This is a genomic window from Geotalea uraniireducens Rf4, assembly GCF_000016745.1.
Classification (GTDB): domain Bacteria; phylum Desulfobacterota; class Desulfuromonadia; order Geobacterales; family Geobacteraceae; genus Geotalea; species Geotalea uraniireducens.
Window position 1 is genome coordinate 484,494 of sequence record NC_009483.1, and the last position, 21,367, is coordinate 505,860.

Sequence of the window (21,367 nt, forward strand, 5' to 3'; positions counted from 1 at the left end):
GGTAGCAGAGGTCGCAGACTAAAGTATAGCACGTCTAGTGCACCCCGCACCGTCCGGCAAGGAAAAATCGGGTTCAGGAGGAGCCAAGTCCTGGTCCACCATTCATCGGTTTTGTCATGGATCCACCGTTGCGATGCCGTCCGTTTTATGATACTAGATACCCATGGGCAAACAGGAGATCATTGACATAATCAGGCACAGCAAGCCGGAAATAGAAGCCCGTTATGGTGTCATGCGGGTGGGACTATTCGGCTCATATGTGCGCGAGCAGCAGCGCAAAAAGAGTGACATCGATATCCTCGTCTCCTTTGATCGGGATATAGACCTGTTCGAGTTCATCGATCTGCAGGAATTCCTGGAGGCACTGCTTCATCACAAGGTCGACCTTGTCATGGAAAAAGCCCTCAAACCTGCCATCGGCAAACGCATCATCTCCGAGGTAGAGTATGTATAGGGGGCGGGAGATATCCGACTATCTCGACGATATCCGCAATGCCATCGCGGAGATAGAGGAATTTACCCACGGTATGACCTTTGAGACGTTTGCAGCGGACAAAAAGACCGTCAATGCAGTCATCAGGAGTCTCGAAGTGCTTGGAGAGGCTACAAAAGGCATCCCTGCAACCTTCCGCAAAAAAATATCCCGATATCCCCTGGAGCAAGATGGCCGGCATGCGCGACGTACTAATCCATGACTATATGGGAGTCGATCTCATAACGGTCTGGAAAGTCGCCAAGGAAAGGTTGCCGGAGCTTAAGTCCCTGCTTGAAGGGATGAGCTGAGAGTCCTTGTCAAAGTTGCAATCCTAATCCCGACGCCCCCCTTAATCCCTTATCGCCAATTAAAAACAGGAGAGAGTATGAGCAGTTTGCCAAAATGTCCGAAATGCAGTTCAGAATACACATACGAAGACGGGAATATGTATGTTTGCCCGGAATGTGCCCATGAATGGGCAATGGTTGCGGCCGTAGAGAGCAGCGAGCAGCGTGTCGTGCGTGATGCCTATGGGAACGTACTGAATGACGGTGACTCTGTCACAGTGGTGAAAGATCTGAAGATAAAGGGCTCGACATCTGTAGTTAAAGTGGGGACCAAGGTCAGGAATATCCGTCTTATTGAGGGCGACCATGATATCGACTGCAAGATTGACGGCATTGGCGCGATGCAGTTGAAATCAGAGTTCGTAAAAAAGGCGTAGCTCAGCGCATAAAGAGAAGGGCGTGGGTTTGGAAAATGCCTACAGCGGCAGATCCTACGCAGCCTTCGATAACGGCTGTACTTGTCGCAACCTCTGGACCAGCATTTTTTCAGCGGTTTTCAGGTCATAGCTGGTTTGCAGGTTCATCCAGTAGGTCGGTGTCTGGCTAAATACCTTTCCAAAAAGTACAGCCAGCTCAGCAGTAACAGGGCGTGAGCCCTTGATAACATGTGATATCCGCATTGGTGAAACGCCAATTGCATGAGCAAAAGCATTTTGCGACATGCCAAGTTCGTCGAGTATTTCCTTCAGGAATACCCCGGGATGAATGGGGGGAAGTCCGTTTTTGATGACCATGAGATTTCTCCTTAATGGTAGTCGGTTATTTCGACATCCGTTGCTTCGCCGTTGGCAAAATTGAAGCATATTCGCCACTGGTCATTAATCCTGATGCTCCACTGTCCTGCTCTATCGCCGGAAAGAGTTTCAAGGCGGTTTGATGGAGGCATCAGCAAATCCGATACCTCGCGTATATTGTCCAATTGCGTCAAGCGCATGATCGCGCGGGTGATGATTTCCGTAGGGAGCTTTTTTGACTTCCCGGTTGTAAAGAGTTTTTCTGTTTCTTTGTTTGCGAATGAAGTAATCATTGATAAAAATATAAACAATTTGTTTATATAAATCAACCCTGAAAGAGCGAAAAAGGTGCTGGATAGTCCTCCCTTAGCCTTTTGACCCTCCTGCCGCGAGATCTTTCTCAGCGCCGTTCACTTCAGCGTCTTGATATAGACGATGATCGCTGTTATGTCGTCGTCCTTCAGCATCCCCTTGTAAGAGGGCATGACCGGCTGGAACCCCTTGATTACCTTGACGTTGGGCTCCTCGATGTAGTTCTTGATGTACTGCTCGTCGGCCGTAGTGGTAGTGCCGTCGGTAAAGGTCACCGTCCTGCCGAACAGCCCCTTCCAGGTGGGGCCTATCTTCGGCGAGCCGTCGATGGAGTGGCATGCCAGGCAACCGGACTTTTCCGCTAGCTCCTTACCCTTCTCCCACAGCGGCTCCCCTTTCTCCTCCTCCTCTTTGCCCGCCAGCCACTCCCGGTACTCCTCCTCGGGCATGACGATCATGACGGCGCGCATGGTCGAATGGCCGGTGCCGCAGTACTGGGTGCAGTAAATGTCGTACTTCCCTTCCTTCTCCGGCTGCAGCCAGAGGGAGGTATAGCTGCCGGGGAGGATGTCCTGCTTTAACCGGAACTCGGGAAGATAAAAGCCGTGAATCACGTCCGCGGAGGTCATGATGAACCTGACCGGTTTCCCCTGCGGGACCCGCACTTCGTTGACGGCGGTCCGGCCATCCGGGTACTTGAACAGGTAAAGCCACTGCCTGGCCGTGACGTTGATTTCCGCGGTCCCCGGTGGCGGCGTGCGGATGTCCCGGAACACCAGGTAGCCGTAAATGAATATAGCCAGGATGAGAAACGATGGGACCACCACCCAGACGGTTTCCAGCAGTCGGTTGCCGGTTATGTAGGGGGTATCTGGCTCTTTCTCCCCCTTTCGCTTGCGATACCGGACGGCGAACCAGATGAGGGCGCCCTGGGTGATGAGAAAAAAGAAGAGCCCCACGAGCAAGATGAAGATAAAGAGGGCGTCCACCTCTTCGGCCAGCTGTCCGACCCGGGGGGCAAAGAAGATGTTCATGCGCTGTTATCCCCCCGTTTTCTTTCCCCTGGTTTCTGCCCCCCCCTTGTCCCTGCGCCACAGCGAGAAGAGCAGCACTCCCATGAGGAGCAGGACCGCTCCCCCGCCGATCTTCATGACGTTCACCGCGGCCAGGGCGTACTTTTTCCCTATCGGGTCATAGTGGTAGCAGTAGAGGAGCACCTGGTTGAGGAAGGGGGAGCCGCCGATCTTGCCGTCCGCAGCCTCCAGGAGGGCGAGCTTCAGGTCGGCCGGGCGCTGTTCGATCCCGTAGAGGTAACGGGCGACCTTGCCCGCCGGGGTCAGGACGAGAATGACCGACGGGTGGGCGTAGTTGTTCTTTTCCAGGCGCACATACCGCATCCCCACGGTTTTGGTCAGGCGCTCGATCGCAGTTTCCGTCCCGAGGAGAAACGGCCAGTTTCGTTCAGGGTTGGCGAGCCCCGGCAGCATCCTCCATGTTTCGCCCGACTTGGCGCGGGCCATGGCGGTCGTCTCTTCCTGGTCGATGCTGACGGTGACGATCCGGTAGTCTTTTCCGGGCAAGAGCCCCTTGATGGCGATGATCGTGTCGGAGAGGTTCCTGAAGATGAGCGGGCAGAGCGTCGGGCATGAGTAATAGTTCAGGGTAAGGATGACCGGCCCGCCGGTTAAGTAATCTCCCAGCCGGACCTTCCTGCCGTCCTGGTCGGTGAAGGGGAGGTCGAGCGGGACCTGGGCCCCCGGTTTTTCGTCTACGCCGACGTTCGGCAACTTTTCATCCTGGAGGGTATGCGCCTCCAGCCGGCCGGGCACAAGTCCGGCGGCGGTCAGGCAGAGGGCGAGCAGTGCGCCGATCAGCAAGGTCCCGGGGTGAACGGGCATCCTCTTCATAACCGGCTGACTTTGTGAGGAGAGTATGGGCATGGAAAAAGTTTAACCAAAAGCGGTGATATTGCAACGAGGAGGAGATCATCGATCTGGTGAAAGCGTTCAGTTTCATATGCATTGAATATTCTCGCGGCTAAAAATGCTTTTTCCGGATTTGCCGCCGTCCGCGTCGCTGGATGATGCGAAGCTTGTGCATTGTGATAAGATATTGATAAAACGCGGGAGGTGCTTTGTATGGTTCGCTTTTATGATCCAAAGGATGAGGCCGAACTGGCGATGGTGGAAGCTGTCCTGAAAAAGGGGGGAATCGAGTATTTCCTCTCCCGGGAGCCTGAAGCGGGAATAGGGTCCTTGCAGGTACACGTGGCCGAGGAGGACCTGCCAAAGGCAGAGGAACTGATGCAGCAAAAAGTCCGCTAGTTTTCCCTGTGACGGTTATGGAAAAAGACATTCTCACCGCCATCGTCGAGGTGGAGAAGGAGATTCGGGAGCGGCTCGCAACGGAGCGAAGCAGCGCTGAGACGCGCCTTGAACAATTGCGTCGGGACGGTGAGGAGGAGGTATTAAGAGAGGAGGAACGGTTAAAGATCGAGCTTCATAATGCGCTGGCAGCCGCCAAGGCAGAAGTAGAGAAGCGGGCCGCCGTTCTGGTCGGCGATGCATCCGCACAGGCGGAAAAACTGGCCGGGCTCGTTGAAGAGGCCCTGCAGCGGCACATAATGAGGCATCTTACCAGGATAGCGCCGGGAAAACAGCATGATAGTCGGGATGTCGAAGGTTGAAATCATCGGGCCGAAAGAGCTGCTCCTGCCGGTGCTTGAGCTGCTCAAGCAGCTCGGGGTATTTCAGGTCGAACCGGACATCAGTGGGTTTGTCGCGGAGGGGAAGGAAGCGGAGGTCAGATCGCTGTTGCTCGATGAGAAAAGCCTGGCGCAACGCATCTATTTCGAGGACCTCCGGCGGAAGATCGATGACCTCTGCGCCTGTTTCCCCGTGGTTGCCGTCAGGAAGAGCTATCTTGACCCGCAGAGCGTGATCGACGTAATTGCCGCCACGGCGGAAAAGCACGTCGCTTACTTCGGCGGGATTTGCCTGAAGAAGGAGGCCATGCGCAGGGAAGAGCGCGACCTCGGCCGCTATACGGCTTTTCTCGGGGCCATCGAAAACCTCCTGGCAGGCGTCGAGGCGAGAACCGGCCTGGACTTTATCGGGGTGACAATACGCGAGCCGGAGCTCGTGGAGAACCTGCGGCTGATTTTGGCCCGGCTGACCGGGGGGAGGTTTGAAATCGTCACGACGAAGGCTGCAGACGGAACCGTCATCGGCCTGATATCCACGGCAAAGGAGTTTTCGGAAAGGGTGAAGCGGGCCCTCTCCGACGAGCACATTCCGGAGCTCTCCTTTCCCCCATCTTTCGACCATCTCTCGTTCCCGGAAAAGATCAATTTTGCGCAGCAGCGGCTGGCGGAGCTTGCTGCCGGGATTGCGGCCATCGACAGGGAACTGGAGCGGTTTGCGGGGCGCTGGCTGGCCATTTACCAGCGGGTGCGGGAGTGGCTCGACGACAGGCTCTCCCTGCTCAGGCAAAGCGCCATGGTCCACGAGACCTGCATGTGTTTCTTTATCCACGGCTGGATGCCGTCTGCGGACGTGGCGCTCTTGGGAAAAGAGCTGAACGGGCGGTTTAGCGGCAAGGTGGTGGTGGAGGAAAAGCGGATGCTTGAGGAGGACCTGGACCGGGTGCCGGTCGCCCTGAAGAACCCCACCTATTTCAAGCCCTTTGAGCTGTTCGCCCGGTTGTTGCCGCTGCCGCGTTACACCTCGTTTGACCCGACCACGTTCATCGGCATTTTCTTCCCGCTCTTCTTCGGCATGATCCTGGGTGACGTAGGTTACGGACTGATACTCCTCGTTGTTGCCCTTATCCTGCTCAAGCGCGTCAAGAAACGGGCCGCCGTGAGGGACGGGGCGAAGATCCTGCTCATATCCTCCACCTACACCATTGTTTTCGGCCTGTTCTACGGCGAATTCTTCGGCAGCCTGGGAACCACACTTACCGGTCTGGAAACGCCGTTCATTTCCAGGGAAAGGGGGGTGGCGCCGATGCTCATCTTTTCGCTGACGGTCGGCCTTGTCCAGGTGGTGCTGGGGCTCTCTCTCGGCTTCCTGTCGGCCGTAAGGCGAAAGACGAAGAGGGAAGCGCTTTTCAAACTCCTCAACATAATCATCATTCTCTGCCTGGCGGCATTGCTGGTGTCGTTTTTCGAGCTCTTCCCCCACGTCCTGGCCGGGCCGGTGATGGCCGTACTCCTGGCGGCCGTGCTGCTCCTGATCGTCACCGGCGGCCTCCTGGCCCCCCTGGAGCTGTTGAAAAACATCGGCAACATCATCTCCTACGCGAGGATCATGGCCATAGGGCTTGCGTCGGTCCTCCTCGCCAACGTGGCCAATCGCCTGGGGGGAATGACCGGCGACGTAGTGACCGGCGCTGTGGTTGCGGGGCTGCTCCATGCCGTCAACCTCGTCCTCGGCGTGTTTTCACCCACCATCCAGTCCCTGCGGCTCCATTACGTGGAATTTTTCAGCAAGTTCCTTGAAGCGGGGGGGAGGCGATTCGAACCGTTCAAGAAAGACCGTTGATCCGGGAGGTAATTATGGAAAAGGTACTATTGGGTTTTGCGGCGGCGCTGGCCATAGGGCTCCCCGCCATCGCCACGGGGTGGGCGCAGTCGAAGATCGGTTCAGCCGGGGCGGGTGCCGTTGCCGAGAAACCCGAGCTGACCGGGACGATGCTCATCATGCTCGCCATTCCCGAAACCATGGTGATCCTCGGCTTTGTTGTGGCGGCCATGATCCTCTATCTGTAGCAGGGGAGCGTCATGGGGTACGTGGAACTGATAGCGGCGCTCCGCCGGGACGGGGAGGAACAGCTCGAGAAGATTCGAAGTGATGCAGAGCGCGAGGCGGAACGGGTGAAGGGGGACGCTTCGGCCCGGATCGAGCGGCTGAGGGCGGAGTATGCCGAGCGGCTGGCTTCGCTGGAAGCCGCTCAGGCCAGGGCCATTCTTGCCGACGCCGAGAGCAAGGCATCATCGATCAGGCTCGCAACGGAAAGCGCCCTGGCCGTGCGGCTTTTCCTGCTGGCACGCTCGTCCCTCCACCACCTCAGGGACGAAGGGTATGAGCAGCTCTTTGCCGACCTGGTGCGGGAGCTTCCCCCTGGCGAGTGGCGTCGGGTGGTGGTCAATCCGGCGGACATGGCGCTTGCGGCCCGCCATTTTCCCAATGCGGAGATTGTCTCCCACCCGGCAATTGTCGGCGGACTGGAGGTTTCGGAAGAAGGGGGGAGTATCTCTGTCGTCAACACCCTGGAGAAGCGGATGGAGCGGGCATGGCCGGAGCTCCTGCCGGAGATCCTCCGCGACATTTACCGGGAGCTGTGAAGCTATGGAAATATTACGCCACGTGGAAGGGAGGGGATACCCTGTCGATTACCTGCTGGCGCGGATCAGTGTGCGGCGGAGCTGGCTGGTTGCCGATTGGCGGCATCTGCTCTCCGCTGCCGAGCCGCTTGAGGCCGTGCCGGTCTCACCCCGGCGGGGCAAGCTCGGCGCCGGACGCGAACAGGCGATATGGGCCTCGCTGCTCGAAGAGTCAGCCTGGGTTTACGGCCAGATGGATGAAAGACTCAGGGGAATATTCTCCCCGGTATTCACCTGGTTCGAGTTGAAGACCCTGGTCCTTTGTCTGCGTACCAGGCAGAGGACAAACGGTGCAGAACTGGAAGGGATTCTGGCGCACAGCCTTCTGGCCGAAAAAGTGAGGAGGCTGCTGGTCGGGGCAGGGGAAACGGCCGTGGTGGCGGAGGAGATATGCAATCTGTTTGCCCGGGACGACGTAAAGTATGCGCGGCTTCGCGGCATCTACGGGAAGGAGGGTGTGGACGGGGTCGAACGGCATCTGGTCACCCTCTTCCTGGAGCAGGTTGTTGCGGGGAGGCTTCATCCCGCAGTGGGTATATTTTTCCGTTACCTCATCGACATGACGAACATCATGACCCTTTTCAAGCAGCTGCGCTGGCGCATCAAGCTTCCACTCTCCTTCATCGCCGGCGGCCGCATGAAGGGATCGACCTTCAGGGGACTCCTTGATGGGGAGGGGCTGAACGCCCTTCCTCCGCTGGTGTGCACCCTGACCGGGATGCGGGAGCAGATCTCTGTCGGGGCCTCGCCGGAGCCGCTATTGCTTAAAGGGCTGTCCAGGCTGTTGCGCAGGGAAGCGCGGGAGCCGGACGGTATCGGCCTTATCCTGGATTATCTCTGGCGCTGTTATATGGAGGCGCGGAACCTGAGCATCCTGGCCCACTGCGGAGAGATGGATCGGGAAATCCTGAGAACGGAGCTGCTTCAGTGAAAAACATCACCTTTATTACCCCGAGAGAGGCTCGCTATGGCTTCGGCCTAAGCGGCGCGGTTCAGCACTGCGTTGCTCCGGAGGATGCGGAGGGGGTGCTGCGGCAGGTCCTGGCCGACCCGGACAGCGGGGTGGTGGTCATCGACGAGCGGCTTTTGGCGGGGATCGATGAAACACGCTTCAGGGAGATGGAGCAGCGCTGGTACGGCATTCTCCTCGTCCTTCCCGCCCCGGGAAAGGCGGAGGCGGAGGAGGAAGACTACGCGCTGCGTCTCATCAGGCGGGCGGTCGGCTATCATGTGCGGTTGCAGGTATGACAGGTCGCATAGTGGCCATATCGGGACCGACGGTGACGGTTGACCTGAAGGGGTTGAAGCTCTACGACATGGTACGCGTGGGCGAGGCGATGCTCATCGGCGAGGTGGTGAGGCTGGAGCAGGAACGTGCAGTTGTCCAGGTCTACGAGGATACCAGGGGGCTCGGCGTCCATGAGCCGGCCAAAGGGCTCGATACGCCTCTGACCGCCCGTCTCGGACCGGGGCTTTTGTCCGGCATGTTCGATGGCCTGCAGCGCCCCATGGAGCGGTTGTTCAGGCAATGCGGGCCGTTCATATGCAGCGGCAGCGACCTCTATCCCCTGGAACTGGAGCGTCCCTGGAGATTTTTTCCCCTGCGCCGGGCTGGAGATGAGGTGGTTGCCTCCGACATCATCGGCTATGTGGAGGAAGGGGCGTTCCGCCATCCGCTGACTGCCGGTGCATCCGGCGCCATTGCCAGGCTTGAAGACGGCGAGTTCAACCTGACTCAACCGGTCGGGGCCTTTGCCGACGGCCGGGAGATCACGGCAATAAGGGAATGGCCGGTGAGAAAGCCGCGGCCTTACCGGAAGAAACTTTCCCCCGATCTTCCCCTCGTTACCGGACAGCGTGCCGTCGATTTCCTCTTCCCCCTGGCCCGGGGGGGGGCTGCCGTTTTCCCCGGCGGCTTCGGCACGGGGAAGACCGTGCTCGAGCAGTCGGTCGCCAAATTCTCCGCCGTCGACCTGGTGGTCTACGTGGGGTGCGGCGAGCGGGGGAACGAGATGGCGGAGCTCCTCGACGAGTTCGCGGCACTCAGCGACCCGTGGACCGGCAAGCCCCTCATGGACCGGACCATTGTCGTGGTCAATACCTCGAACATGCCGGTGGCGGCGCGGGAAGCCTCCATTTACACTGCCGTAACCATGGCCGAGTACTACCGGGACATGGGCTACCACGTTCTTCTTTTGGCCGACAGCATTTCCCGCTGGGCAGAGGCGCTCCGGGAGATATCGTCGTCCCTGGAGGAGATGCCGGGGGAAGAGGGGTATCCCACCTATCTCGCCTCGCGTCTTTCAGGGTTCTTTGAACGGGCGGGGGTGGTGGAGACCATGAACTGCGGGATCGGCTCCCTGAGTATGATCCTTTCCGTTTCGCCGCCCGGCGGTGATTTTACCGAGCCGGTGACCCAGGCCTGCCTGAGGACTGCCGGGGCGTTTTTCATGCTCGACACGGCCCTGGCCCATCGCCGGCATTTTCCGGCCATCAACTGGTTTCAGAGCTATTCCCTCTATGAGCGGAATATTGTCAGGCATTTCACCGCCGAAATTTCACCCCGCTGGGAAGAGCTGCTAAGGCGCTGCCGGGAGATGCTGCAACGTGAGGAGTCGCTCCGTGAAGTGGCGGAGATCGTGGGGATCGAAGGGCTCCAGGATGCGGACCGCCTGTTGATGAAGGTTGCCGAGCGGATACGGCTTGAGTTCCTCTGCCAGAATGCCTATACCGAGGACGCCTTTTCTACGCCGGAACAGACCGTGGCAAAAATAGGCGAGATCCTGGAGTTTCACGACCGGGCTGCGGCGAGGCTCAAGGAAGGTGTTCTGCTGGACGAGGTGTTGAAAAGCTGAAAAACCCCGGCAAAAATTAAAGGGTGTAACGCGCGACTGTCCGAACAGGATAAATGAAGATCAGGTGACCGATGTCCGAAAAAATCGACGAAATCAAGGCACTGCTCGAACAAAAGACCCAGGAGCTGCAGGCCAGTGAGGCTCACTTCCGCGCCATCTTCAACCAGGCAGCGGCCGGCATTGCGCTGGTGGAGCTGGACGGCCGTTGGCTGCTGGTAAATCAAAAATTTTGCGATATTGTCGGTTACCCTGAAGCTGAGTTAAGGAATATGAATTTTCAGGAGATCACCCACCCCGATGATCTCCCCGCAGATCTTGAAAACATCCGCCGGCTGCTGGCCGATGAGATACAGCACTGTTTATTCGAGAAACGTTACATCCGCAAGGATGGCTCCGTTGTCTGGGTAAATCTGAGCATATCCCTGGTACGCACGATTGATGACGAGCCCCACTATTTCATTGCCGTAGCGGAAGACGTTACCGTCCGCAGGAGGGTGGAGGAGGCGCTGCGTGAATCGGAGGAAAAGTTCTCCAGGGTCTTTCGCAACGCCCCCATTGCGATTACCATCAGCACTTTGGCTGAGGGGCGGTTCGTCGAGGTCAACGATACGTTCGAACGGCTCAGCGGCTACAGGCGCGAAGATATCATCGGCCGCACCTCGACAGAGTTAGGTATCTGGACTAATCCCGATGATCGCGCCCGCATGCTTGAAGGGCTGCGTGGGCAAGGTCCGGTCCGCGACCTTGAAATGTCCATGAGTGACAAAACAGGCAATGTTTTTGTGGGGTTATTGTCGGCGGTCATCATCGAACTGAACGGAGAGGAGTATCTCCTCGTCCTGATGAAAGACGTCACCGCACGCAAGCGGATGGAGGAGGAGATTGAGATATTGAACACGAACCTGGCATCACGAGCCGCTGATCTTGAAGCCGCCAACAAGGAACTGGAGGCCTTCAGCTACAGCGTTTCCCACGATCTGCGCAAGCCCCTGACCAACATCAACGGATACTGCCAGTTGGTGCTGGAGCTGTACGGCGACAGTCTCGATGAACAGTGCAGAAGGTTCCTCCAGGAGATCTACGACGGGACCCTGCGCATGAACCATCTCATCGACACCCTGCTGAGATTTTCCCAACTGACGCGCGGTGAACTGCGCCGGGAAGCGGTCGATCTCAGCGAAATAGCAAAGGAGGTTGCCGCGAAACTCAGCTTGGAGGAGCCCGGGCGCCGGGTCAAATTCGATATTACAGAAGGGATAACGGTGACTGGTGACGCGAGATTGTTGCGGGTGGTAATGGAAAACCTCCTGGGCAACGCATGGAAGTACAGCGGCAAACAGGAAGAGGCGCTGATCGAATTCGGGGGCACGGAGGTCGCGGGGAAACCCGCCTGTTTTGTCCGGGATAACGGCATCGGCTTCGATATGGGTGAGGCGGACAGGCTGTTCGAAGCTTTTGGGCGCTTGTCCGGCGCGACCGAGTTTGCGGGTCATGGCATCGGTCTGGCCACGGTGCAGCGGATCATCCACCGCCATGGCGGCCACATCTGGGCGGAGGGGGAAGAGGGAAAAGGAGCGACGTTCTACTTCTCCCTGGAACGGTAAGAGTAACCGGACCGAAAGAAATGCAGTTGTATGCAGTAGTGTCCGGTTAGAAAATAACACTGACTCTCCAAGCCATAAAAACCAGCACATTACACCCTCCCCCACCCCCTCCCATCAAGGGAGGGGAGCTTTAACGTCCCCTCGCCCCTTGTGGGAGAGGGTTAGGGTGAGGGGGGAATGCGGATGCAAAAAACCAACTAAATAATGCTGGGTGTACGGGAACTTCACAGGGATGAAGCCATGAGACTCTCCGAGCATATCTACCGCACCATCTCATCCATCAGGGGACCGCTCCTGTTCGTGGAGCGGGTGTTCAACGCCAGGGCCGGCGAGATCGTGCGGATCGTTCATCCTGACGGGGAAACGGTGGACGGCGAAGTCCTGAAGATCGAAGGGGAGACTGTGCTGATCCAGGTTTTCGGCGAGACCCGCGGCCTCGGCATGGATGCGCCGGTGGCATTCACCGATGGGGTCAAAATGGCCCCACTTTCCCCGGACATGATCGGCCGGGTCTTCGACGGATCCTTCCATCCCATCGACGGCTCTCCCCTCTTTGTCCCGGAACGCTGGACGCCGGCGACCGGCCAGCCGATCAATCCGACGGCGCGTGCCAGGCCCGAGGAGTTCATCGAGACCGGGATTACTGCGATCGACGCGCTCAACACCCTGGTGAAAGGGCAGAAACTCCCGGTCTTTTCCTGCGCCGGGCTCCCATCCCGGGAGGTGGCGGCGGCTGTCCTGCAAAATGCCCGGCTGGCGGGTGGCGGGGAGTTCGTGGTGGTCTTCGTGGCCCTGGGGCTGACCCACCATGACTACTCCTTTTACATGGAGTCTCTGGCGGAGATGAAAACCGGCTTCGTCGCCTTTGTCAACCGGGCCGACGAGCCGGTGGTGGAACGGCTTCTGGCGCCCCGCTTCGGCCTTGCAGCTGCCGAGTTCCTGGCTTTCAACAGGGGGATGGACGTGCTCGTGCTGATCACCGACATGACCAATTACTGCGATGCCCTGCGCGAAGTCTCCACGGCACGGGAGGAACTCCCCGGCAGGAGGGGGTATCCCGGCTACATGTATTCCGATCTGGCTTCCCTCTATGAGCGGGCCGGGCGGATCAAGGGTATGGCCGGTTCGGTCACCATGCTGCCGGTTGTGACCATGCCGGAGGATGATATCACCCACCCCATTCCCGACCTTACCGGCTATATCACCGAGGGGCAGATCGTCCTCTCCCGGGAACTGCACCAGAAGGGGGTATTCCCGCCGGTGGACGTGCTCCCGAGCCTCTCCAGGCTCATGCAGCGGGGGATCGGCGCCGGACACACCAGATCGGACCACCGCGCCATAGCCGATCGCCTTTACAGGCATTATGCGAAGGGGAGGGATCTGCGCCGCCTGGAGGCGATTGTCGGGAGGGAAGGGATGACGGCAGGCGACAGGGTCATGCTCGACTTTGCGGATGCCTTCGAGCGGGAACTCATCCACCAGGGGAGCGCGAGGCGGGACATTAACGGGAGTCTCGACCGGGGTGTAGAGCTCTTGAAGCGGTTTTCCCTGGAGGCCGCATGATCCATCCGACCCGGACAAATCTTCTGCTGCTCAAGGAGAAATCCCGCTCTGTGACCAACAGCGCGGCAATTCTCAAGGCGCGGCGCCAGGCGCTGATCCGGGAATTCCTTGCCGTTTCCATGCCGTTCCTCCGTTCGCGGGAAGAGGTCAAGACCCTTTATGGGAAAGCGCTTGCCGAGTTGCACTTGAGCCTCGGCCACGAGGGGGAAACCTTCCTCGGGTCCCTGCTGGCGGTAAGCGGTCGGGAACTGGGGGTGGAGATAGCGGAACGGAGCGTCATGGGGCTCAGGTACCGGGATGTGGCGATGCTGGAATCACCGGTCAGGTCTCCCGCGGAGAGGGGATACGATTACCGGACCACCACCCCCCACCTGGAGGAGGCCATCTACCTGTTCGAGAGCATCGTCGCGGCGATGCTGGAGATCGCGGCCTTCGAGAGCCGCCTGAAAAGGCTCGGCGACGAGATCGTCCGCGTCACGAGGCGGGTCAGGGTGCTGGAGGAGCGGGTCCTTCCCCAGCTGTCACGGGGGATCAGGTCCATTGCCCAGTATATTGGCGAACGGGAGCGGGAGGCTTATTACCGTTTGAAGCGATACAAGGAAAAGCAGGGGACGGGGTGAAGGACAAACATTCCACGGCAATGGAAACCGTGTGACATTGAGGCGGTTGACCGAAAAAAATGAAATCGAACTGTTCCACATGCCGTGGCAGGCGGTGCTCGCTGTCCTTGCGGTAGGGTGGGCGGCCGCATGGAAAAGATGATGCTGCATAATTTTTTGATGGCATTAATGATGGCATAAATGATATAAATGATGCGTAGCTGTAGATTATTTAAACCTAAAAAAACAAAATGTTACATAACAATATAGGGTGGCATTAATGCCGGAATCAGAAGCGCGAAAACTTGGGCTATACACAAAAATCAGTGAAATGGAGCCGATGATGGTAGAGGATGGCGAGTCGGAGGACCTGGCAGCGCAGATCCTTGCCAAGTCGGCTGCCCTCGGCGCACGGCTGCCGGAAGCCACACAGATTTCCATGCGGGAACTGTTACGGATCATCAACAGTTATTACAGTAACATGATCGAAGGCAACTCCACGCATCCTATCGACATTGAGCGTGCGACTCGAAAGGATTACTCATCGGATCCAGCAAAACGTAACAGGCAAATCGAAAGTGTCGCGCATATCGACTGCCAGCGCCAGATCGAGGAGCGGCTGGCTCGTGAGCCGGATGTTGCGATAACTTCGCCGGATTTTTTGTGCTGGGTTCACAAGATTTTTTACGACCAGCTTCCGGACGAGCTCCGGTGGGTCAGGAATGAGGAAACGGGCAAAAAACTGGAAGTAGTGGGAGGTGAAATCCGGACGGCAGACGTACGCGTCGGCACCCATGTAGGCCCGGCCAGTTTTTGCCTGCAGGCGTTTCTTGATAGATTCCATCAAAGGTACGGTACGCAGTCGCACGGCGTTCACCCTATTATCACCGTGGCTGCATCGCATCACCGGCTGATGTGGATACACCCGTTTATGGATGGCAACGGCCGCGTCGCCCGGCTCTATACTGATGCCGCATTTCGCCGGATATTGCCGGGGTACGGAATTTGGAATGTAAGTCGCGGTCTCGCTCGTAACCGCGACAGCTATTACAATGCATTGTCTCACGCGGATGCACCGCGCAAGGGAGATCTGGACGGCAGGGGCAATCTTTCCCGCAAAGGACTTGAGAAGTTCTGTCGAGTCTTCCTTGAAGTCTGTGTCGATCAGATTGAGTATATGGACAGCGTTTTAAAGCTCGACGGTCTGCTGGAGCGGATCAAGGGATATGTAACGTTGCGGACACTGAATATTGCGCTGCCTCCGTCAGGAATAGCATCGGCAAGCAAAATGCGGCCGGAAGCCGCTCGCTTGCTGCAAGAGGCTTTGCTTCGCGGAGAAGTTCCGCGCGGCGAAGTCGGTCGGATTACGGGACTGGGCGATCGCGTTGCACGCGGTCTGGTTTCAGCGCTGTTGCAGGAAAAGCTATTAGTCTCGCCAATGCCGCAGGGTGGGCTTCGCCTCGGCTTCCCTATTCACGCCGTCGAATATTATTTCCCAAGCCTCTATCCCCCTACAAGCGGTGGCCCCGCCTGACATCATCTGTGAAAAGGGCGCTGTGCGGAGTGTTGAGAGAACTGAGGGTACCCCGAGATCAGGTCCGGTTATATATGTGCAATTCCTTCGGCTGGTCCGCATAATTCATTGTTCTCAAGTCATTGCGTATTTATCTTCCCATGATATCCTGTTCCCATATGGCGGACAGCAATCTGGCAAAAAAGGCAGCAGGGGCTACATCACCGGAATTGACCGATAAGGTGATTTTCTATTTTGTCGATCACGGGATGCAGATCCTCACCGCTATTGTCCTGATGGGCATAGGTGTGGTTATCGCCCGCTGGGCCGGCAATCTCATACATCGCTGGCTGAAGGCAAAGGCCTATGACGAGCCGGTCAGCAATCTCATTGTCAAGGCTGTTAAACTCCTGGTCATAGGATTCATAGGGGTCATGGCGCTTGGCCAGATGGGGGTGCAGATCACGCCGCTCATAGCCGGGATCGGCGTGGCCGGAGTCGGCGCAAGCCTTGCCATGCAGGGACTCCTCGGCAACCTTGTCGCCGGGTTGACGATCATATTTTCAAAACCATTCACTATCGGCGAATATATTGAAATTGTCGGGGCATACGGTCAGGTAACGGATATCGCCTTATTTTCTACCACTATGCTGCATACTGACAATTCCCGTGTTATTGTCCCGAACAGGAAGTTTGTGGGTGAGATACTCCACAACTACGGCAATATCCGCCAGCTTGATCTGACCGCCGGGGTAGCATACAGTGTGGACCTCACCATGGCATTCTCAATAGTGAATGATATCCTGCAGCAAAACCCCAGCGTTTTAAAGGAGCCTGCTCCTCTCGTCGGTATAGCTGCCCTGAATGAATCATCTATCGCCTTGGCGATCAAGCCATGGGTGAAGGTCGAAGATTTTGTTCCTGCGCAGGCTGCAATCTACCAGGCCATAATAGAAATTTTCCGGGACAAGAAGATCGAGATCCCGGCTCCCCGTCGGGACATTCACCTTCTGAATCTGTTGCCCTGATCCCATAGAACTTATCAAGATATTCTCTGCCAACCATCGGCAGGACCGGCTTGCGCGGACGTCAGAAGTGCGTTGATCGCAGAAAAGATGCAATTCACTTAAGAAAAGTTGCCTCTACAAAATCAGCCACGCCATATATATCATTCAAATCAAGAATCGGGACATCCAAGTTGAGAGCCTCGTCGCTTGCTACAGCAACAAGCATGGGATCATGGTGTTCACCGCGGCAAAGAAGGGTCGGACTTCGCTCTTGTCTGTGGACTTCAATTTTAGGAAGAGAGCTCATTTTGAAGCCTTCGGTCAGGACTATGTCCACATCCGAAAAGTAGGTGGCAACCAGTTCTTCAAGAGGAGGTGTCGCCTCATGCTTTTTTATGAGAGCAAGCTTTTCAGGAGAAGTGATCAGCATGGTGTCTGCCCCAGCTACTGTGAGCCGGTGAGAATCTTTGCCGGGATGATCGATGTCGAACCGATGCGCATCATGCTTAATAGCCCCAACCTTATACCCGCGATTTTTCAGCTCCCTTATAACTTGCTCCAACAGCGTTGTTTTCCCTGTATTCGATTTTGCGACAAATGCGACTACCTTAACGGGCATAATTACCTCTCCATGAAACTTGCGTTTCACTCTGTTTTTGAATTTTTGATGTGATGTTCTGCTGATCAATGCTCGTATGATACCGTCATTTACCCCTTCACGTCAAACGTAACTCATCGGCGGAAATATGCCGGTATTGTCGGCGCCAGGCTGCAACGCATTGTACGGCTTGCTTCGGTCAGTCGCAAACATGCACTTGTTAATTCCTCGACACGTGTTAACATTTTTTTGAGGCAGGGAAAAACCGGCCGATATACCATTATCCGTCAATGGAGGGGAAAAAGATGGCAAAAGTACCATGGGTCAATCAGGAAGAGTGTATAAGCTGCGGTCTTTGCGTCTCCGACTGTCCGGGCGTGTTCCGTTTCAACGATGAAGGGAAAGCGGAATGCTACGATCCGAACGGCGCTACTGAGGAGGAAATTCAGCAGGGAGCTATCGACGTCTGCCCGGTATCATGCATCCATTGGATGGAATGACGGTTCTGTCTGCAATCATTAAAGCCGGAACGCGAGCATGAAGGAGATGACGGCTATGGAAACTGCCAGGATAAATGAAGTGTTGGCGCAACAGATAACGATAGTCCGGGAATTTGCCGGGAAATTGGAGCCGAAGGATCTGACGTTGCTGAAAACTAATCTCGGGGAGCTGGAGACGGCCGTGAAGGCGCTGAGGGACCTTGTCGAGGCGCTTCCCCGGTAAAAAACGGAGGGCATCATGAATGTTTTCGATTTTGCATTGAAGATGGAAGAGGATGGCAAGGCATACTACGAAAAGCTGGCAGCGGCGACTTCCGTTGCGGAGTTGAAAAACATCTTCACCCTGCTCGCGGAGTCGGAACAGGACCATCATGACCAGCTGCTCGCCATGAAGAACAGCCTACCGGCGGAAATGGCGGAGTCAAGGGCTCTCGATTCGGTGAAGAACGTCTTCGAGGGGTTGCTGAAGAGAAAGAACCTCCTGGCGGACCTGAAAAAGGACCAGGACGGTTATGAGCATGTGGTGAAAGAGGAGGAACAGAGCATCAAGCTCTACGAGGAGCTTGCGGCGAAAGAGGGAAACGAAGCGGTGCGGGGCCTCCTGCTGAGACTGGCCGAAGAAGAGAAAAGGCATCTCTCGATCATGGAGAACATCTATGAATTTGTCGAGAGGCCGAGCACCTATCTCGCCTGGGGGGAATTCAGCAACCTGAAGGAGTTCTAGCCCTCCCATGCCCATTTTGAACGAATGTCGTCTTTATCAGCAAATAGGCGAGGCGAGCAGCGATGCCTTTGTCTATGCCGACCGCGAGGGGAACATCGGGCTCTGGAATGCCGGAGCAACGGCAATGTTCGGCTATTCTGCCGCGGAAGCGTTGGGGCAGTCCCTCGACATCATCATCCCGGAGAATCTCCGTGCACGGGACTATTTTTAGAGCTCTGCCGCCTTCGGGAAGAGGATGTTGTTCTCCAGGTGGACATGCTTGTGGAGGTCATCCTCGAACTCCTTGAGCTTCTGGTACGTGACCACGAAGGTATTGCAGACATCGCCGGGGATCGCATACCCCTTCGCAAGATGGCGGATCGTATGGACCGCGTCGCCGATCTCGTCGTGCTCCTGATTGAGCTTTCCGAGACATGCCTTGAGCGCTTCCACATCCCTCTCCTCCGGGGCGGTGCCGGCCTTTCTGGCCGCATCGATCCGTTTGATGGCCGGAAAGAGCACCTCCTCCTCTTCGCGGAGATGGGCTGCCATATCGGATGCTATCTTGTCGAAGATTCCGGCAATCTCAATCACCTCGGGATGATGAGCGCCGTGGACCTCGGCTATCTTATGGACGTAGACGGCGATTTGCCCGGTATTCTCATTGAGATAGCCATGGTGGGTATTGACGATGTAGTCGGCGAGGAACGAAGGTTCCCATGCCGCGTAGTTCTGGCTCCGCTCGTGCGGCTCGCTCTTGGCGGCCTCTATCTCCAGCATGATCGTGGCAAGGTCGATCCCCTTTCCTTTGCATATTGCAGAGAGAGGAAACTTTCCACCGCAGCAGAAGTCGATGCCGTATTTCTCGAAGACCTTGGCGGTCCGGAAATCTCCGGCGACAATCTCGCCGACGGTTTGAAGTGTTGTTGACTCTTTCATAGGTCCTCCTTTGGCTGTGGTTGAACATCGGGTACCGGCATCCCTGACCGGCCCTCTTGCAGGCTCTCCTCCGGCAACATCACTCTCTTTCGGAATTTCTCCCCTTGGGCATCATGGCGACAACGATGATAAGAAGCCAGATCCCTCCCATTGCTGCGACAAATAATTCCGACATGAATCCTCCTCTATCTTTGCACGATTCCGCATGAATCGCTCTGTTATGTCCAGCATAGCCGTGCCGGGGAAAATAACCTTGATGTAGGTCAAATTCTCGCGGTAGAGGTAAATGTGTACTCCTAGGAGCCTGTCGGACTTAGGACTGAATCTACTGCGAGAATGGCAAATCGGTCCATATCTCCGTAAGTTTTCGACGAATAGGTCCACTATTAGCTCTCAAATTTCCGGAAATCTGTCCTCGATTTTCCATTCTCTCGCTACGATTCCCTAAGTCCGACAGGCTCCTAGTCAGTAGTGTCCGTAGAGAATTGCACTGACTCACCAAACCGTAAAAAACCAGCACGTTGCACCCTCCCCCAGCCCCTCCCATCAAGGGAGGGGAGCTTTAAAGTCCCCTCGCCCCTTGCGGGAGGGCTAGGGTGAGGGGGGAAGTGTAGTTGTTAAAACTTAACCGAACAACGCAGACTCCTGGTAAATTATATCGTGCTTTTTCTGAACCGATTTGACACATGTCAAAACAACCGGGCTAGAATGCTGGTAATGTAACGCTACAGGGCGACCTGATTATGTTTAGCACACTGTTGAGGAGTTACCATGTCGGAAAATGCAAAACCGCCGGTTATCAATCCGGAAGATCCCGAGTCCGGCGGATTCATCAAAGAGAGCATCACAGACCGGTTTAGCGAAGGTGGCACAACGCTGAAACTTGCGCCTTCTCCCGCGATCAGGGCCTATCCCGGCAAGCTCTTCGTCGAAACCACCACCCGCTGCAAATCTCGGCTGCTTCATGTGCGTCAAGCAGACCGCCGGCTGCGCCATGACCGAGGGGGAGATGACGCCCGAACGTTTCGCAGCGCTGGAACCGGCCTTTCTCCATCTCGAAGCGCTGGTCCTCAACGGCATCGGCGAACCGCTCCTCAACCCCGGTCTGGAAGGGTTCATCCGCAGGGCAAGGAGGTCCATGCCGGCAGCGGGGTGGATCGGCTTCCAGTCCAACGGCCTGCTGCTCACCGACTCCAGGGCATTTTCCCTGGTGGAGGCCGGTCTCGACAAGATCTGCATCTCCATCGATGCGGCATCACCGGAAACATTCAGCAAGGTCCGCGAGGGGGGGGATCTTACGGCGATCGATCGTGCCTTTGCGGCTCTGACATTGGCCAGGGAGCGCTGCAACAGGCCGGAAGTTGAGGTGGGGATAGAATTCGTGGCGATGCGGAGCAATCTCGGAGAACTTCCCGCCGCGCTCTCCTGGGCCGCTCAACATGGCGCCTCCTTTGCCATCGTCACCCATGTCCTGCCGTACGATGAACTGCATGCGGTGGAAGCTGCATACACCAGCTGCACCGACGAGGCCATCGCCCTGTTCAATGACTACAAGGCGGAGGCGGAGCGGCAGGGTCTTGATCTCAGCCGCTGTTTCGAGGCACGCTGGAAGTACGCCAAGAACCCTGAAGAACAGCGGATCATCAATCTTGTGGATGCCATGAAGAACGAGGCAAAAAGGCGTGACATTTTCATCGACCTGAAAAAGCTCCTCCAGTTGGACAGAGGCAAGATGGAGGAGGTTTCCGCCGTATTTGCAGAGGCCGAGGCAGTGGCCCGGGAACATGGCCTGGAGCTCCGGCTCCCAGAGGTCACGCTGCGGGAAAATCGCCGCTGCAGTTTCGTCGAGGAAGGAGGGGCGTTCGTCTCCTGGGAAGGAAATATCTCCCCCTGCTATTTCCTCTGGCACCGCTACAGCTGCTTTGCCAGCAACTGGCAGCAGCAGGTGCAGCCGAAGGTGTTCGGCAACGTGGAGCAACGGGGCATCCTGGATATCTGGAACGATCCGGCATTCCGCGCCTTTCGCGAAAATGTCCTCGCCTACGATTACCCCAACTGCTCCAGTTGCAGTCTTGCCCCTTGCGATTATGTCCAGACCGAAGAGTTCCACCAGGACTGCCATATCAAGGAGGTCCCGTGTGGCGCCTGCCTCTGGTGTACAGGGGTGTTCCAGTGTCTCCGCTAGCCTGTCGGACTTAGGAATGAATCTACTGCGAGAATGAGTAGGAACGT

28 protein-coding genes are annotated in these 21,367 nt (G+C 56.8%); 22 read left to right on the forward strand and 6 right to left on the reverse strand.

Features of this window, described 5'->3' with window-relative positions:
• Positions 1-163 precede the first annotated feature (163 nt).
• From GURA_RS02100 to GURA_RS02110, 4 genes are all read left to right on the forward strand, one after another.
• Positions 164-454, forward strand: coding sequence for a nucleotidyltransferase family protein (locus GURA_RS02100; protein ID WP_011937351.1), 291 nt, complete (start codon positions 164-166; stop codon positions 452-454).
• Positions 447-695, forward strand: coding sequence for a HepT-like ribonuclease domain-containing protein (locus GURA_RS02105; RefSeq protein WP_011937352.1), 249 nt, complete (start codon positions 447-449; stop codon positions 693-695). The genes GURA_RS02100 and GURA_RS02105 overlap by 8 nt, the downstream gene beginning before the upstream one ends.
• Complete coding sequence (locus GURA_RS24505) at positions 649-783, forward strand: HepT-like ribonuclease domain-containing protein (RefSeq protein WP_327049746.1); 135 nt, start codon at positions 649-651, stop codon at positions 781-783. Before GURA_RS02105 ends, GURA_RS24505 begins: the two co-directional genes overlap by 47 nt.
• Before the next feature lie 77 nt (positions 784-860).
• On the forward strand, positions 861-1,199 hold the full coding sequence (locus GURA_RS02110) for a zinc ribbon domain-containing protein YjdM (RefSeq protein WP_011937353.1): 339 nt from the start codon (positions 861-863) through the stop codon (positions 1,197-1,199).
• Between the two features lie 54 nt (positions 1,200-1,253).
• On the opposite strand, the gene GURA_RS02115 is transcribed toward GURA_RS02110, so the two are convergent.
• The 4 genes from GURA_RS02115 to GURA_RS02130 all read right to left on the reverse strand — a co-directional run bounded on the left by GURA_RS02115 (position 1,254) and on the right by GURA_RS02130 (position 3,775).
• Positions 1,254-1,556: a HigA family addiction module antitoxin gene (locus GURA_RS02115; RefSeq protein ID WP_011937354.1), complete on the reverse strand. Its 303-nt coding sequence runs from the start codon at positions 1,554-1,556 to the stop codon at positions 1,254-1,256.
• An 11-nt stretch (positions 1,557-1,567) separates the two neighbouring features.
• Positions 1,568-1,849 (reverse strand): type II toxin-antitoxin system RelE/ParE family toxin, encoded by a 282-nt coding sequence (locus GURA_RS02120; RefSeq protein WP_011937355.1) that lies wholly within the window; start codon positions 1,847-1,849, stop codon positions 1,568-1,570.
• A 117-nt stretch (positions 1,850-1,966) separates the two neighbouring features.
• Positions 1,967-2,902, reverse strand: coding sequence for a cytochrome c oxidase subunit II (coxB, locus tag GURA_RS02125; protein ID WP_011937356.1), 936 nt, complete (start codon positions 2,900-2,902; stop codon positions 1,967-1,969).
• A gap of 6 nt (positions 2,903-2,908) precedes the next feature.
• The gene (locus tag GURA_RS02130) at positions 2,909-3,775 is read right to left on the reverse strand and encodes an SCO family protein (RefSeq protein ID WP_157046107.1); all 867 of its coding nucleotides are present in this window, start codon (positions 3,773-3,775) and stop codon (positions 2,909-2,911) included.
• 231 nt (positions 3,776-4,006) lie between these two features.
• Between GURA_RS02130 and GURA_RS02135 the strand changes: the two genes are divergently transcribed.
• From GURA_RS02135 to GURA_RS02195, 13 genes are all read left to right on the forward strand, one after another.
• Positions 4,007-4,192, forward strand: a complete 186-nt coding sequence (locus GURA_RS02135) for a putative signal transducing protein (RefSeq protein WP_011937358.1) — start codon at positions 4,007-4,009, stop codon at positions 4,190-4,192.
• 17 nt (positions 4,193-4,209) lie between these two features.
• Positions 4,210-4,554, forward strand: coding sequence for a hypothetical protein (locus GURA_RS02140; protein WP_011937359.1), 345 nt, complete (start codon positions 4,210-4,212; stop codon positions 4,552-4,554).
• Positions 4,529-6,412 carry a V-type ATP synthase subunit I gene (locus tag GURA_RS02145; protein ID WP_157046108.1) on the forward strand — a complete coding sequence of 628 codons (1,884 nt, stop codon included), beginning with the start codon at positions 4,529-4,531 and terminating at the stop codon, positions 6,410-6,412. Before GURA_RS02140 ends, GURA_RS02145 begins: the two co-directional genes overlap by 26 nt.
• Positions 6,413-6,426: 14 nt before the next feature.
• Positions 6,427-6,639, forward strand: coding sequence for an ATPase (locus GURA_RS02150; protein WP_011937361.1), 213 nt, complete (start codon positions 6,427-6,429; stop codon positions 6,637-6,639).
• 12 nt (positions 6,640-6,651) lie between these two features.
• Positions 6,652-7,215, forward strand: coding sequence for a V-type ATP synthase subunit E (locus GURA_RS02155; protein ID WP_011937362.1), 564 nt, complete (start codon positions 6,652-6,654; stop codon positions 7,213-7,215).
• A 4-nt stretch (positions 7,216-7,219) separates the two neighbouring features.
• The gene (locus GURA_RS02160) at positions 7,220-8,185 is read left to right on the forward strand and encodes a V-type ATPase subunit (RefSeq protein ID WP_041245221.1); all 966 of its coding nucleotides are present in this window, start codon (positions 7,220-7,222) and stop codon (positions 8,183-8,185) included.
• Complete coding sequence (locus GURA_RS02165; protein WP_011937363.1) at positions 8,182-8,502, forward strand: V-type ATP synthase subunit F; 321 nt, start codon at positions 8,182-8,184, stop codon at positions 8,500-8,502. The genes GURA_RS02160 and GURA_RS02165 overlap by 4 nt, the downstream gene beginning before the upstream one ends.
• Positions 8,499-10,109 carry a V-type ATP synthase subunit A gene (locus tag GURA_RS02170; RefSeq protein ID WP_041245222.1) on the forward strand — a complete coding sequence of 537 codons (1,611 nt, stop codon included), beginning with the start codon at positions 8,499-8,501 and terminating at the stop codon, positions 10,107-10,109. Before GURA_RS02165 ends, GURA_RS02170 begins: the two co-directional genes overlap by 4 nt.
• A 71-nt stretch (positions 10,110-10,180) precedes the next feature.
• On the forward strand, positions 10,181-11,713 hold the full coding sequence (locus tag GURA_RS02175; RefSeq protein ID WP_011937365.1) for a sensor histidine kinase: 1,533 nt from the start codon (positions 10,181-10,183) through the stop codon (positions 11,711-11,713).
• A gap of 240 nt (positions 11,714-11,953) precedes the next feature.
• On the forward strand, positions 11,954-13,276 hold the full coding sequence (locus GURA_RS02180; RefSeq protein ID WP_011937366.1) for a V-type ATP synthase subunit B: 1,323 nt from the start codon (positions 11,954-11,956) through the stop codon (positions 13,274-13,276).
• Positions 13,273-13,896 carry a V-type ATP synthase subunit D gene (locus GURA_RS02185; protein WP_011937367.1) on the forward strand — a complete coding sequence of 208 codons (624 nt, stop codon included), beginning with the start codon at positions 13,273-13,275 and terminating at the stop codon, positions 13,894-13,896. The genes GURA_RS02180 and GURA_RS02185 overlap by 4 nt, the downstream gene beginning before the upstream one ends.
• Before the next feature lie 259 nt (positions 13,897-14,155).
• Positions 14,156-15,409, forward strand: coding sequence for a Fic family protein (locus GURA_RS02190; RefSeq protein ID WP_011937368.1), 1,254 nt, complete (start codon positions 14,156-14,158; stop codon positions 15,407-15,409).
• Positions 15,410-15,567: 158 nt separating this feature from the next.
• A complete protein-coding gene (locus GURA_RS02195; protein ID WP_157046109.1) occupies positions 15,568-16,416 on the forward strand; it encodes a mechanosensitive ion channel family protein in 849 nt (282 codons plus the stop codon).
• Positions 16,417-16,510: 94 nt separating this feature from the next.
• On the opposite strand, the gene mobB is transcribed toward GURA_RS02195, so the two are convergent.
• Positions 16,511-17,014 (reverse strand): molybdopterin-guanine dinucleotide biosynthesis protein B, encoded by a 504-nt coding sequence (gene mobB, locus GURA_RS02200; protein WP_011937370.1) that lies wholly within the window; start codon positions 17,012-17,014, stop codon positions 16,511-16,513.
• A 284-nt stretch (positions 17,015-17,298) separates the two neighbouring features.
• Here mobB and GURA_RS02205 point away from each other — a divergent pair, with 284 nt between their 5' ends.
• From GURA_RS02205 to GURA_RS02215, 4 genes are read left to right on the forward strand one after another with little or no spacing between them, the layout of a single operon-like run.
• Positions 17,299-17,493 carry a ferredoxin gene (locus GURA_RS02205; RefSeq protein WP_011937371.1) on the forward strand — a complete coding sequence of 65 codons (195 nt, stop codon included), beginning with the start codon at positions 17,299-17,301 and terminating at the stop codon, positions 17,491-17,493.
• Between the two features lie 55 nt (positions 17,494-17,548).
• The gene (locus GURA_RS24050; protein WP_157046110.1) at positions 17,549-17,716 is read left to right on the forward strand and encodes a hypothetical protein; all 168 of its coding nucleotides are present in this window, start codon (positions 17,549-17,551) and stop codon (positions 17,714-17,716) included.
• Positions 17,717-17,731: 15 nt separating this feature from the next.
• Entirely contained in the window at positions 17,732-18,217 is a 486-nt protein-coding gene (locus tag GURA_RS02210) for a ferritin-like domain-containing protein (protein WP_011937372.1), read from the forward strand.
• Positions 18,218-18,224: 7 nt separating this feature from the next.
• Entirely contained in the window at positions 18,225-18,428 is a 204-nt protein-coding gene (locus GURA_RS02215; RefSeq protein WP_011937373.1) for a PAS domain S-box protein, read from the forward strand.
• On the opposite strand, the gene ric is transcribed toward GURA_RS02215, so the two are convergent.
• Entirely contained in the window at positions 18,425-19,135 is a 711-nt protein-coding gene (ric, locus tag GURA_RS02220; RefSeq protein WP_011937374.1) for an iron-sulfur cluster repair di-iron protein, read from the reverse strand. The genes GURA_RS02215 and ric overlap by 4 nt on opposite strands.
• Positions 19,136-20,099: 964 nt before the next feature.
• Here ric and GURA_RS02225 point away from each other — a divergent pair.
• The gene (locus tag GURA_RS02225; protein WP_232278966.1) at positions 20,100-21,320 is read left to right on the forward strand and encodes a radical SAM/SPASM family putative metalloenzyme maturase; all 1,221 of its coding nucleotides are present in this window, start codon (positions 20,100-20,102) and stop codon (positions 21,318-21,320) included.
• The last annotated feature ends 47 nt before the right edge of the window (positions 21,321-21,367 follow it).